Annotated in this window: 11 protein-coding genes; 6 read left to right on the top strand and 5 right to left on the bottom strand. The window is 49.5% G+C overall.

What is annotated here, in order from left to right; genetic code table 11:
- Positions 1–9: 9 nt before the first annotated feature.
- Positions 10–651 carry an NUDIX hydrolase gene (locus tag IEV19_RS03375; protein WP_188369288.1) on the bottom strand — a complete coding sequence of 214 codons (642 nt, stop codon included), beginning with the start codon at positions 649–651 and terminating at the stop codon, positions 10–12.
- On the opposite strand from IEV19_RS03375, the gene IEV19_RS03380 reads away from it, so the two are divergent.
- The gene (locus IEV19_RS03380) at positions 650–1387 is read left to right on the top strand and encodes a peptidylprolyl isomerase (RefSeq protein ID WP_188369289.1); all 738 of its coding nucleotides are present in this window, start codon (positions 650–652) and stop codon (positions 1385–1387) included. The genes IEV19_RS03375 and IEV19_RS03380 overlap by 2 nt on opposite strands.
- A gap of 41 nt (positions 1388–1428) precedes the next feature.
- On the opposite strand, the gene IEV19_RS03385 is transcribed toward IEV19_RS03380, so the two are convergent.
- Positions 1429–2037 (bottom strand): trimeric intracellular cation channel family protein, encoded by a 609-nt coding sequence (locus IEV19_RS03385; protein ID WP_188369290.1) that lies wholly within the window; start codon positions 2035–2037, stop codon positions 1429–1431.
- Between the two features lie 102 nt (positions 2038–2139).
- Here IEV19_RS03385 and IEV19_RS03390 point away from each other — a divergent pair, with 102 nt between their 5' ends.
- The 4 genes from IEV19_RS03390 (at position 2140) to IEV19_RS03405 (ending at position 8154) form a co-directional block, all read left to right on the top strand.
- Positions 2140–2670: a CIA30 family protein gene (locus tag IEV19_RS03390; protein ID WP_229732464.1), complete on the top strand. Its 531-nt coding sequence runs from the start codon at positions 2140–2142 to the stop codon at positions 2668–2670.
- Between the two features lie 50 nt (positions 2671–2720).
- Entirely contained in the window at positions 2721–4013 is a 1293-nt protein-coding gene (locus tag IEV19_RS03395; protein ID WP_188369291.1) for a Zn-dependent hydrolase, read from the top strand.
- A gap of 73 nt (positions 4014–4086) precedes the next feature.
- Positions 4087–6282: a M28 family peptidase gene (locus IEV19_RS03400; protein ID WP_188369292.1), complete on the top strand. Its 2196-nt coding sequence runs from the start codon at positions 4087–4089 to the stop codon at positions 6280–6282.
- 141 nt (positions 6283–6423) lie between these two features.
- Entirely contained in the window at positions 6424–8154 is a 1731-nt protein-coding gene (locus IEV19_RS03405) for a tetratricopeptide repeat protein (RefSeq protein WP_188369293.1), read from the top strand.
- A 15-nt stretch (positions 8155–8169) separates the two neighbouring features.
- Here the strand turns inward: IEV19_RS03405 and IEV19_RS03410 are convergent, their stop codons facing one another.
- Positions 8170–9117, bottom strand: coding sequence for an NAD(P)H-dependent flavin oxidoreductase (locus tag IEV19_RS03410; protein ID WP_188369294.1), 948 nt, complete (start codon positions 9115–9117; stop codon positions 8170–8172).
- Between the two features lie 39 nt (positions 9118–9156).
- On the bottom strand, positions 9157–10347 hold the full coding sequence (gene mnmA, locus IEV19_RS03415; RefSeq protein WP_188369295.1) for a tRNA 2-thiouridine(34) synthase MnmA: 1191 nt from the start codon (positions 10345–10347) through the stop codon (positions 9157–9159).
- Positions 10348–10642: 295 nt separating this feature from the next.
- Here mnmA and IEV19_RS03420 point away from each other — a divergent pair, with 295 nt between their 5' ends.
- Positions 10643–12037, top strand: coding sequence for a fasciclin domain-containing protein (locus IEV19_RS03420; RefSeq protein WP_188369296.1), 1395 nt, complete (start codon positions 10643–10645; stop codon positions 12035–12037).
- A gap of 255 nt (positions 12038–12292) precedes the next feature.
- Here the strand turns inward: IEV19_RS03420 and IEV19_RS03425 are convergent, their stop codons facing one another.
- Positions 12293–12853 (bottom strand): DUF6515 family protein, encoded by a 561-nt coding sequence (locus IEV19_RS03425; RefSeq protein ID WP_188369297.1) that lies wholly within the window; start codon positions 12851–12853, stop codon positions 12293–12295.
- Between the last annotated feature and the right edge of the window lie 15 nt (positions 12854–12868).

Here is a 12868-nt window from a genome sequence, read left to right on the forward strand (position 1 = left end):
AAATTAGGATTACAACACTTTCTTAATCAAGTCCCGGATCTCATTAAGCATCATGGCCGTGGCGCCCCACACGGTATAGCCTTCCAGTCGGAATGCCGGTACTTCTATGTTCCGGGCGTATGAAGTCGAGAGTATCTGAGAGGTGAGGTATTTATCGTCAAGAACCTGGGCCAGGGGGACTTCGATAAGGTGCTCAACCTCCTCTTCCTGCAACACAAAAGAGGCCGAATGGTGATAGAGGCCTACAAAGGGTTGTACTTCAAAATTACTTGGCGGGATATAGACTTCGCTTACTTCCCGGATCACTTCTACGTGTTTAGTGATCACCCCTACTTCTTCCCTGGTTTCCCTCAGGGCCGTATCGAGAATAGACACATCCCCTTTTTCCTTTTTCCCTCCCGGAAAAGCCACTTGCCTGGCATGAATTCCGTTGTAGGATTTCCTCATGATGAATAACAAGCGGGTCTGAGAGGCTGCGTCGGGGTAAAATAAGGCCATTACACCGGCTTTCCTCGGGTTCTTTTTAAGGATCCTGCCCTCTTCCAGTTCGCGTATCCTGATCTCCGGGGCCAATTTATAATGGGCTTGCCTTCCCGGAAGAGGCAGATTTTTTATTTTTGGAATCTGATCGGCAAAACTCTTAAAATCCATGTCTGTCCAAAAATTTCTTTTTCCTGTACTATCACTGATTTTGTTCCTCTCGGCCTGTGGGGAAGCTCCAAAAAAACAGTCCGGTTCCCCGGTTGCCACCACTGAGGCAGACAGTACAGAGACAATTGCAAAAATAACACAAGAAAAGGACACCGTCCCTAAAGAGGAGGAAGAAGAGAAACCTTTCGTACTCACTGAGGAAAATGCCATCGATTTCTTTTTCAACTATCAGAAGAACCTGCCGACGACAAGGGTAAAACTCACCACCAGCCTGGGAAGCTTTACTGTGGAGCTCTACGATAACGTTCCCTATCACAAGGCTAATTTCATTTACTTAACCAAGAAAGGGTATTTTGACAATACCATGTTCCATAGGGTCGTCAAAGACTTTATCATTCAGGGTGGGAATGCCGACAATGTGGAAACGGCCAGGAAGAGAACCGAGATAGGGCGTTATCTTCTGCCCCCGGATACCCGCAAAGGATACAAGCACCACCGCGGGACGATCTCCATGCCCAGCAGTGAGATCAACAACCCCCATATGCTGGCGAGTCCTTATGAATTCTTTATCGTGGTCACCGATCCGGGTTCCTACCACCTCGACGGAGGCTATACCCCTTTTGGAAGGGTGGTGGAAGGCATGGACGTCGTAGATCTCATCAATCGCCAACCAGTGGACGACGGCGACTGGCCTTCAAAAAATATCTATATCAAAAAGGCCGAGATTGTAAAGTGATCCGGCTGAATTCTTCCGAATATTTCGGTGCGACTTAAGTCCTATTCCCTTTGATAGATACTGGGTAAGGCAATTTTAAAGCGAACCGCGAGCAGTCGTATCCCGATGACGATAACAATAGCTGCCGCATAGGCGTATTCATCTACGATAGGTAGTCGGATGAGCAGAAAAAAACTGGCACCTCCCAGGATGCAGGCTGTGGCGTATATCTCTTTGCGGAAGATCACTGGGATCTCATTACAGAGGATATCCCGGATAACCCCTCCAAAACAGGCTGTTATGGTCCCCAGGGCAATGCACATCAGGGGCATGAGTTCTGCCTGCAGCCCCTTTTCTATTCCTACCAGGGTGTAGAGTCCAATCCCAATGGTATCGAACAGGAATAAGGACTTCCTCAAATATTTCAGGCGTTCCCGAAAGAGGATAGCAAAGACCACCGAGCCAAGGATGGTATAGGTGTAGACCGGTGCCTGCATCCAGGCCACAGGTGTATTGCCTATCAGCATATCCCTGAGCGTTCCGCCACCCACGGCCGTTACAAAAGCGATGATAAAGACCCCGAAGAGGTCGAGTTTCTTATCCATGGCAACCAGCACCCCGGAGATGGCAAAAGCTATGGTACCCAGTACATCAATGGTCAGGTAGAACATGTCTTAACTTTGGCGTTAAAATAAGTATAAATTGACCGGATCATCGCAACACTCAACGGATAACTTTTATTTTTAGAAATCAAAATCAAATCCATAGGCAAGATGCCTGTTCTGAAATTCTTATTGTTCCTGCTTATGTCACAGGCTCCTTTTACCCTCTTTCAATTCTCTGACCAGGCCGACTTAAGCGCCTGGAGAATAGTCAATGACGGGGTCATGGGCGGCCTTTCCAAAGGAAAACTCACCCTGAGTGAACAAGGGCATGGGGTATTTACGGGATTTGTTTCCCTTGAGAATAACGGAGGATTTACAATGATCCAGCACGCGTTCAGGCCTGTAGAGGCTACCCACTTCACTTCCCTGGAGATCCGGCTGAAGGGAGATGGCAAAAAATATCAGGTACGCCTTAAATCAAGTCCTACTCAGTATTACAACTATTCACATACAGTCAGCACCACAGGTGAATGGCAGTCGATAAAGATCCCATTCTCCGAATTCAGGCCTCAGTTCAGGGGTAGGCAGTTGAGCAAGGCGCCGTATCCAGGGCAAGAACTTGGGGAGGTCGCCATCCTGATCGGCAATAAAAAGGCAGAATCCTTCAGATTAGAGATTGACGAGATCACCCTCAAATAAATGATCCCATCAAGGCAGAAGTTTTATATCTTGTTTCAAATTCCCGAACCATGATACATTCCAAGATTCTTCCCTGTTTAATATTACTCCTGAGTATGTGCGCTGTAGGTCAGGAGCTACCTGCGGTGGATCAGGACCGGCTTGAGGATACTATTTACATGCTCGCCAAACGGGGGATGATGGAGAACGGGGAAACCAACCGTGTGGCCTTCAGCGATGCCGACCTGCAGGGACGGGCCTATATTATTTCCCTGATGCAGGTAAGCGGACTCGAAGTAAGCGTGGACTACGCCGGGAATATCATAGGAAAAAGAAAGGGGAATAACCCTGATTTGCCGCCCATCGGTTTTGGGTCGCATATCGATATGGTTCCCAATGGAGGAAATTACGATGGATGTGTGGGCTCCCTGGCCGCCATAGAAGTGGTCCGCACCCTTAATGAAGCCGGGATCCAAACCGAACATCCCCTGGAAGTATTCATCTTCTCCAATGAGGAGGGTGGAGTGATGGGCAGCCGTGCCCTGGTCGGAGATCTCAAGGAAGAGGCCCTGGGGGTAGTCAACAGCACCGGGTACACAATGAGAGAAGGGATCAACAGACTTGGGGGAAATGCCGACCTGATTGCCGAGGTGGAACGACCTGAAGGCAGCCTGGCGGCTTTCCTGGAATTACACATAGAACAGGGAGGTATCCTTCACAGGGAAGGAATAGATATCGGGGTGGTAGAAGGGATCGTAGGGATCAAATGGTGGGATGTAAAGGTCAGTGGTTTTGCCAACCACGCAGGCACCACCCCTATGGATATGAGGCAGGATGCCCTGCTGGCTTCCGCTCAATTCATCCTGGCAGTGAATGAGGAGACCCTGAAGATGGACGGTAAGCAAGTAGGTACCGTGGGGCGGATTCAGGCCTTACCCGGGGCACCTAACGTTATACCCGGGGAGGTGCAGATGAGCCTGGAGATACGCGACCTGTCTGTTGAAAATATGGAAGAACTCTTTAAATCCATTGAGGAAAGGGCTACATCAATAAGCCGGGAAACGGGAACTACATTTTCCTTTACACCAATCGATGCCACCTCAGCTCCGGCCCTAACAGATCCTGGTATCAGGCAGATTATTGCAACGGCGTCAGAAGAACTCGGGCTGAGTACCAAGAACATGCAAAGCGGGGCTGGGCACGATGCGCAGGATATGGCCCGGATCACTCCGGTTGGGATGATCTTTGTCCCCAGTGTGAACGGAATCAGTCATTCACCCAAGGAATATACCTCCCCTGAGGATATGGCCAACGGGGCTAATGTGCTCCTTCGCACCCTGCTCAAAATCGATGCATCCTGGTAAAGAAGATGCCTGTCATATCCAAATGAATTTATATCGACCTAACAAAGAATAGTAAACTCAACAACTTCATCTCATGATTCAAAAATTCATCACGCTCACCCTTGTCCTCCTGCTAAGTCTCGGAACCTATGCACAGTCTATCACTGGTTTCAAACCCGAAAATAAGGCCGCTCAGCTGGAGCTGGAAGCCCAATTTGAATCCCGCCTGAAGGCTGAGAATCTCGATGCCTGGATGCAGCGTCTGGCGGCTGAGCCCCACTGGGTGGGAACTGATTACGGCAAGAAGAACGCAGAATGGATGGCAGAGCAGTTCAGGTCCTGGGGATACGATGCGAAGATAGAGACCTACCACATCCTCTTTCCCTATCCTAAGGTGCGGGAACTGGAGCTATTGAGTCCGGATCCTTATACAGCCAAACTCACGGCTGTCCCGGTGGAGGGGGACCCCTATACCGCACAGGGAGACGCACTTCTCCCTAGTTACAACGCCTTCTCCACCGATGGGGAAGCAGAAGCAGAACTGGTCTTTGTCAATTACGGCATCCCCCAGGATTACGAGGAACTCGAGAAAATGGGGATCGATGTGAAAGGAAAGATCGTCATCGCTAAATACTACGGCTCCTGGAGGGGGATCAAACCCAAACTGGCCGCGGAGAAAGGTGCCATCGGCTGCATAATTTACTCAGACCCCGAGGATGACGGTTATGTTAGAGGAGATGTATATCCCGAAGGAGCTTTTAAGAACAAGACAGGAGTGCAGAGAGGCTCTGTGATGGATATGCCCCTGTATCCCGGGGATGTCCTCACTCCTGGCTACGCCGCCAAAAAGGATGCTAAAAGACTCGACAGGAAGGATGCACCCACTATTACCAAGATCCCCGTCCTGCCGATCTCCTACGAAGACGCCTTACCCCTCTTGTCTGCCTTAAAAGGGCCCGTGGCTCCCAATGCCTGGAAAGGGGGACTGCCCATCACGTATCATGTCGGTCCGGGTCCTGCCAAAGTCAGGATAAAGCTGGAATTCGACTGGAAGATCACTCCTGCCCATAACGTCATAGCTAAGCTTGAGGGAAGTACCTATCCAGACCAATGGGTCATGAGGGGTAACCACCACGATGCCTGGGTACATGGGGCCAATGATCCCGTGAGCGGGATGGTGGCCGTCATGGAGGAAGCCAGGGTCATTGGGGAATTGGCCAAGCAGGGCAAGCGCCCGAAGCGGACCGTAGTATACGCCGCCTGGGATGCCGAGGAACCCGGACTTATAGGGTCTACAGAGTGGGTTGAGGACCACGAGAAGGAATTACAGGCCAAACTGGTTGCCTATATCAATACAGACAGTAATGGTCGTGGCTTTTTCGGGGCCGGGGGCTCGCATACGCTTCAGGCCATGGTGAGTGAGGTAGCCGATGCGGTCACCGACCCACAGACAGGGGTTTCGATCAAGGAAAGAAGGATCGCACGTCAGCTAGCGGGAGGCGGAAATGCCAGTTTTGAGCTGAGTGCATTGGGATCAGGATCGGATTACACACCTTTTATCCAGCACGCAGGAATCGCTTCCCTGAATATAGGTTTCGGAGGGGAAAATGCCGGAGGGGAATACCACACGATCTACGATACCTATCCCCATTATACCCGATTTAAAGATCCCGGCTTTAACTATGGAGTGGCCCTGGCCAATACTGCCGGTCGTATCGTTTTGCGTATGGCGAATGCCGATGTACTTCCCTTCGAATTCAAACAATGGCACGCCACTGTAGAAGGATACCTGAAAGAGATCATGGAAGAGACAGAGAACCGGAGAAAAGAAGTGAAGCGGCATAATGAACTGGTAGACAGAAAGGCCTATGCCCTGGCTGCTGATCCCCGGGAAAACATCGCTCCTCCTAAAAAGAAAGAGGAGATCCCCTACCTGGATTTCTCCCCTCTTCAAAACAGCCTGGCCACGTTGGGAGACCGGATCGCAGAGCTGGAAGCCCTTTCCCCGGAATCCCTGCCCGTCGAAAAACAAAAATCCCTGAATGCAGCCCTTCAGGAAACAGAACAGGTATTAACAGACATGACAGGTCTTCCCAGAAGGCCCTGGTTCAGACACAGGCTCTACGCCCCGGGATTCTATACAGGGTATGGAGTGAAGACGCTCCCCGGTGTTCGTGAGGCCATTGAACAGGAGAACTGGAAGGAAGCCCAGGAACAGATCGAATTGCTGGCTGAGACATTTAAGAGGATGGATCAGCATATCGTGAACTTGATCAGGCTTAGTAAATAGGATTTTTTGGAAGGCTGAAAATTTTTCTTCTTAATGACAGAATAAATCATTATCTTCCTGTGAGCTAGGACTTTAGTGAAAAAGGACGGCTTTTGATGTACCAGTCCCCACTAGACCCTGCTCCTCAACAACCTTCCAAAAATGAAAAATAAATCCACCCTTGGCTGGGCAGGACTGCTCCTGACCGCCGCAGTTGTTCTCTACCTGCTCCCTTCACGGCAAGAGATATTACCTAAACGAGATAAAGCCTCGATAGGTGCCATTAAATGTACAGTTGCCAAGTTTTTACTTTCAGTGCCGGACAGCACACAACAGATCGCACCCCTGTTTGAGAATCTGGGATCTTATACTTTTCCCGTGACCACCAATAATGAAAGGTCACAGAAATTTATTAATCAGGGAATGAGGCTGACGTTCGCCTTCAATCATGCTGAGGCCCACCGTTCTTTTATGGAAGCCGCCAGACTCGACCCGGATAATGCGATGGCCTATTGGGGTCAGGCTTACGCCCTCGGACCTAATATTAACGATCCTTTACCCGACCAGGAGAGAAAGGAAGCAGCGTGGAAGTCCCTGCAAAAAGCTAATCAAAAAATGAAAGGGGTTTCGACAATGGAACAGGCCCTGATAGGTGCATTAAATGCTCGTTATAGTGACGACTGGGATACCGATCAATCTCTTTTGAACCAAAATTATCTGATGGCAATGGAGAAGGTAAGGTCATCATTTCCTGAAAACGCCGATATACAGACCTTGTATGCCGCTGCGGCGATGAATACAATGCCATGGAATTACTGGGACACCGAAGGGAATCCGATGCCCAATACACCAGAAGCTAAGATCGCCCTTGAGAAAGCCATTTCCCTCAATCCCCTGCACCCCGGGGCCCATCACTACTATATTCACATGGTGGAGCTACCCAAGCCGGATCTGGGTGTTCCCAGCGCGGAAGCACTGGAGGACCTTATGCCTGCTGCGGGCCATCTCGTTCATATGCCATCACACATCTATATAAGAGTAGGTCGATACAAAGACGCAGTCAATGCTAACCACAAGGCCATCGCTGCGGATGAGGATTATATTTCTCAGTGCTATTCCCAGGGACTTTATCCTCTCGGATATTATCCTCACAACATACATTTTCTCTGGTCTGCCTCCAGTCTGATCGGGGAGAGCAACACAGCCATCTCGGCGGCCAAGAAAACAGCAGAGAAAGTTCCCCAGGGGGAAATGGAAAACCTGACCTTCCTGCAGGATTTTGCAGCCACTCCGCTGCTCGCCTATGTCCGTTTTGGCAAATGGAATGATATTCTGACATACCCTCAGCCAGCCTCTGGGATAATACACCTGAACCTGATAAGACATTACGCGAGAGGGCTGGCCTTTGTGCGGAAGAACAACCCCAAAGAAGCCAAGGAAGAACTTATGGCTATCAAGGAAATCATGGAAGATCCGAAAACTGCAGATATAATAGCCACAGCTCACAATTCATCAGATCGCATCGCCAGGGTCGCCTATGAGGTAGTGGCAGGGGAACTGGCCCATCTTGAAGGAGATTCAGATAAAGCCATCGAACATCTTGAAAATGCAGTTGCTGCGGAGGATGCCCTCACCTATACTGAGCCATCTGCGTGGCACATACCCCCGCGACAAAATCTCGGTGCAATGTTAATGGAATTAGGACAATATGCAGAAGCGGAGAAGATATACCGGGAAGACTTAAACCGACTGAGACAAAACGGCTGGTCACTATACGGGTTATCCAGGGCTCTGAAAGAACAAGGGCGAAAAGATGACGCCTTGAAAATCCTGAGAGAATTCGAAGAGGTTTGGCAATATGCCGACGTTCCTGTAAGTCGATCAGTATTTTAGAGAGGATTGGGTCAATTAAAATTGTAATCCCCTGACGGCCTCACGGGCCGTATCAAATTCCTCCATCATATCCCGAACGATCTGGGCGGCTGGCTTGATATCGTGGATAATAGCTGAAACCTGTCCGATCTCGAGCTCCCCTTCCTCAAGGTCGCCTTCAAACATGCCTCGTTTGGCCCTGGCCCGACCCAGGAGTTCCCTGAGTTCTTCCGGGGTGGCGCAACGACTGTAGGCTTCCTGTACCTGTTGGTAGAAACCGTTCTTAAGCATACGCACAGGGGCCAATTCCTTTAAGGTGAGCTGTGTATCCCCCTCCCCTGCTGCTACTACCCTGTCCTTGAAAGATCTGTGGGAAGAGGCCTCATCGGAGGCGACGAATCGACTGCCGACCTGGACGCCGTCTGCACCCAGTACCATGGCTGCCAGCATAGACCTGCCCGTGGCGATCCCCCCGGCTGCGATCAAAGGGATATGTATCTTTTCTTTGACCGCCGGAATAAGGGTAAGAGTTGTGGTCTCGTCCCGACCGTTGTGTCCCCCTGCCTCAAAACCTTCAGCCACTACAGCATCTACCCCTGCCTGCTGTGCCTTTAGCGCGAATTTTACACTGCTGACCACATGGACCACAATGATCCCTTTTTCCTTGAGGTGGGCCGTCCATGTTGCGGGATTTCCCGCAGAGGTAAAGACAATGGGCACTTGCATCTCCACAATGATCTCCATCAATTTGTCAATGTCCGGATAGAGCATAGGCACATTGACCCCAAACGGACGGGATGTAGCTCTCTTACATTTGTCTATATGCTCCCTCAGCACCTCGGGATACATGCTGCCTGCACCCAGCAATCCGAGTCCGCCCGCATTGGAAACCGCCGAGGCCAGGCGCCATCCGCTGGCCCATATCATCCCGGCCTGTACAATGGGATATTGAATTCCAAAAAGTGCGGTAATTCTGTTCTTCATATTTACATAGTATTGGAAGGGTCGCAGGATGGAAAACTCTCAGGAGATCACTCCTGACCCAACCAGTTCTTCTCCTAAATACCAGGCGACAAACTGGCCTTCGGTGATGGCCGACTGTTTTTCGGCAAAGTCGACGTAAAGCCCGTGTTCCATTTGATGGAGGGTTGCTTTCTCCAGTGCCTGCCTGTAACGAATCCTGGCCATGACCTCCATGGTCTCATCAGGTTGGAGGGCGAGGTCTGGCCGGACCCAATGTACTTCCTCCTGTTTGACAAAAAGTGTTTTACGGTACAGCCCGGGATGGGATTTTCCCTGTCCTGTGTAGATCACATTCTGTTTTACATCGGTCCCGATCACGAAGAGGGGTTCAGGAGTGCCTCCCACATCCAGGCCTTTTCGCTGACCTATGGTGAAATAGTGTGCACCCTGATGTTCACCCACGACTTTTCCATCTTCGGGCCTATACACCGGTTTTTCGGAATGAAAAAGCAATTCCTCCTTTTTGCTGCTAAATTCGGGGGCGCTATTTCGAAAGTGCTGGGCATCAGCCGGTACTTCCACGATATCTCCTTTTTTAGGCTTGAGTTGTTGCTGGAGGAATTCCGGCAACCTTACCTTTCCGATAAAACAAAGTCCTTGTGAATCCTTCTTATCTGCCGTCACCAAATTGTTCTCAGCCGCTATCCTTCGTACTTCCGGTTTGGTAAGTTCCCCTATCGGGAACAAGGTCCGCGCGAGTTGTTCCTGGGAGAGCTGGCACAGGAAATACGATTGATCTTTGTTGGGGTCCTTACCGGCAAGCAACTGGTAGACTGTACGGCCCTGTTGATCCCTGGTTTCTCCTTTGCGGCAATAGTGACCTGTTGCTACGTAATCCGCACCAAGGTCGAGCGCGATCTTCATAAACACGTCGAACTTGATCTCCCTGTTACAAAGCACATCCGGGTTTGGGGTCCTGCCCATTTCATACTCCCGGAACATATAATCAACAATGCGTTCTTTGTACTGAGCACTCAGATCGACAGTCTGAAAAGGGATACCCAGCTTTTCGGCCACGATCAGGGCATCGTTGCTGTCTTCCAGCCAGGGACATTCCTTGGAAATAGTCACGGAATCGTCATGCCAGTTCTTCATGAACAAGCCAATGACCTCGTATCCCTGTTGTTTCAGAAGGTATGCCGCCACACTGCTGTCGACGCCTCCCGAAAGTCCGACTACTACCTTTTTCATACCTGTATCCAAGCCGCAAAAATACAAAATAATGGGCAGTTCTATACGGCACATTACGTCCTGATCCGAAGAAGATGAAACAGGAGCGATCTCATATTTATGTTATTTATTAAACAATATTCGTTAAACATATATTACTAATGAAATTGAAGTTTAAAACTTATAACATATTGTTTTTAGTAGTCTTTTATTGAGTTTAATAGAACTTTAAGTTCTTGTGTTAAAGATTTAATAAACCTTCATTTTTGTTTAATTTTTATAATACTTTCGTTAAACACTAATTTAAAAAATCGCCATGAAAACAACTTCAAATTTCTTTAAAGCATTCCTTTTTGTATTTGCCTTGGTCGTTATGGCCTCCTGTTCAAATGATGATGGGGATCTTCCTGTAGAAAATCAGGATCCCGACATCGTGGATCTGGCTGTGGCCACTGATGACCTCAGCATTTTGGTTGCTGCCCTTCAGAGAGCCGACCTGGTGTCCGCCCTTCAGGCAGACGGACCTTTTACCGTTTTTGCCCCTACTAATGCCGCCTTCGAAGCTTTCCTGACGGCCAACAATTTTGCCACTCTGGAAGATGTTCCTGTAGACGTATTAACTCAGGTTCTGCTCAACCATGTGGTTTCAGGAGAATTTACTTCAGGTAGCCTTTCAACTCAATATGTGAGCTCTCTTTCAACTGCAGGAGCCGGCGGAAACAACTTAAGTCTTTTCATCAATACCGCCTCCGGGGTGACCATCAATGGAATCTCTGATGTCACCACTGCAGATGTGGATGCTACCAACGGAGTAGTTCACATAGTTGACGCAGTCATTGGTCTTCCTGACATCGTAGATCACGCCCTGGCAAACCCTGATCTCTCTGAATTGGTCGGAGCCCTTACAGACGGAGGGAATACCACCTTCACAGATCTGTTGTCTTCTGACAATGAAGAGTTCACCGTATTTGCCCCTGTGAATGCTGCCTTTAGCGCCTTCACCAATCCTAATGGCAATGAACTGGCCAATATCCTGTCTAACCACGTGATTATCGGAGCAACTGCCGTTTCTTCCGGCCTGAGCAACTCCTACGTGAACACTGCAGGAACCAATGCCGATGGAGATTTCCTGAGCTTATACATCAATACAGACAGCGGGGTAACCCTGAATGGGACAAGCAATGTAGCCGCTGCTGACATTATCGCCACCAACGGGGTGATCCACGCAGTTGATGCCGTGATCGACATTCCTACTGTTGTGACCTTTGCAGTGGCCGACCCAAATTTCTCTACCCTGGTAAGTGCTTTGACTGAACTGACCCCGGGTACTGATTTCGCCGGTATCCTGTCGAGGACAGAGGGAGGAAACGGAGACGGATTCGACCCTGATTTCACTGTGTTCGCCCCTACCAACGAAGCTTTCGATGCCCTGGCTTCCATTCCGGATGAGCCTGTACTGACCCAGGTGTTGTTGCACCATGTGGTAGGCGGAGCCAAAGTTCGTTCAGGTGACCTCACAGATGGCATCATGGCCACTACCCTGGAAGGAGATGACATTACCATCAACCTGCCCGGCACAGGAGATAACATTGCCGATGTAACTGACGGTTCAGGAGCCAGCGACATTGGAATCATCGCTGTGGACGTTCAGGCAGGCAATGGGGTGATCCATGTACTGAACAAGGTCATGATCCCGAATACGAATAATTAATACAGGAAAATGCCCAAAAGAAAAATGGCTGCCATGTGCAGCCATTTTTTATTTCCTATTCTCAGGAGATGATGAAGAGAAAATTCAAACACAACAGGATCGATTCTCTTAGCATACAAAATCTGATTCTTCACAACTTATCTTTTTATTTGGAGCATCAATAATGCATATTTGAAATCCCAAATCTTTCCAAACATAGCCAACAAAAAAAGCTCCCTCAGTGCAGGGAGCTTTTTGATTTTCTCTGGGATGTTCTCAATCATCCTCCTCTAACAACTCGATGACCTCATACCCATCCTCAATGGCCCGGTAGAGGGTTTCATTCAGTTCGTAGGTAGTGATTCCATCGAAATCCATCTCCTCGGCATCCTCAGGCAGTTCTGAGACCACGGCCCCTACAGGTGCGGCCACTACTTCGTATTCATCATTGACATTCCGGTAAAATACTCCGGCTGCATAATAGTACACGGCGCCCCTGACCATTAGGCGGGTGAGTGCCGGTATGGCCCTTACCCGGAATCCCCTGGGAGGAAAAGCCCGAACATAAGCTCCTCTGCGGGCGATGTAATACATTCCGCCTACGGGATAGTAAGATACGTTTCTCCAGACCACGGCCCTTGTATTGGCCGGCAGCCTTCTGAGGGTTCTGCGTCTGACCCTTCTCTTCTTTCTCCTGATCTTTCGTTTCGCAGGCCTATTTACCTTGACCACCCTGGTGGTGGTAGTTCTGCGGGCGACCACCTGGGCCTCTGCCTCAGGGGTATAAAAGAAAAACATCAGTAAAATGGCTGTTGTGAAAAGTTTCCAGTTCTTCATGGACTTGTTTTTGGG

Origin of the sequence: Muriicola marianensis, assembly GCF_014638095.1 — a bacterium.
Taxonomy (GTDB): Bacteria; Bacteroidota; Bacteroidia; order Flavobacteriales; family Flavobacteriaceae; genus Muriicola; species Muriicola marianensis.

Excerpts from the sequence above, each read along its gene's own strand:
- IEV19_RS03380 (WP_188369289.1), top strand. The coding sequence starts at position 650 with ATGTCTGTCCAAAAATTTCTTTTTCCTGTACTATCACTGATTTTGTTC.
- IEV19_RS03375 (WP_188369288.1), bottom strand. The coding sequence starts at position 651 with ATGGATTTTAAGAGTTTTGCCGATCAGATTCCAAAAATAAAAAATCTG.
- IEV19_RS03385 (WP_188369290.1), bottom strand. The coding sequence starts at position 2,037 with ATGTTCTACCTGACCATTGATGTACTGGGTACCATAGCTTTTGCCATC.
- IEV19_RS03390 (WP_229732464.1), top strand. The coding sequence starts at position 2,140 with ATGCCTGTTCTGAAATTCTTATTGTTCCTGCTTATGTCACAGGCTCCT.
- IEV19_RS03395 (WP_188369291.1), top strand. The coding sequence starts at position 2,721 with ATGATACATTCCAAGATTCTTCCCTGTTTAATATTACTCCTGAGTATG.
- IEV19_RS03400 (WP_188369292.1), top strand. The coding sequence starts at position 4,087 with ATGATTCAAAAATTCATCACGCTCACCCTTGTCCTCCTGCTAAGTCTC.
- IEV19_RS03405 (WP_188369293.1), top strand. The coding sequence starts at position 6,424 with ATGAAAAATAAATCCACCCTTGGCTGGGCAGGACTGCTCCTGACCGCC.
- IEV19_RS03410 (WP_188369294.1), bottom strand. The coding sequence starts at position 9,117 with ATGAAGAACAGAATTACCGCACTTTTTGGAATTCAATATCCCATTGTA.
- mnmA (WP_188369295.1), bottom strand. The coding sequence starts at position 10,347 with ATGAAAAAGGTAGTAGTCGGACTTTCGGGAGGCGTCGACAGCAGTGTG.
- IEV19_RS03420 (WP_188369296.1), top strand. The coding sequence starts at position 10,643 with ATGAAAACAACTTCAAATTTCTTTAAAGCATTCCTTTTTGTATTTGCC.
- IEV19_RS03425 (WP_188369297.1), bottom strand. The coding sequence starts at position 12,853 with ATGAAGAACTGGAAACTTTTCACAACAGCCATTTTACTGATGTTTTTC.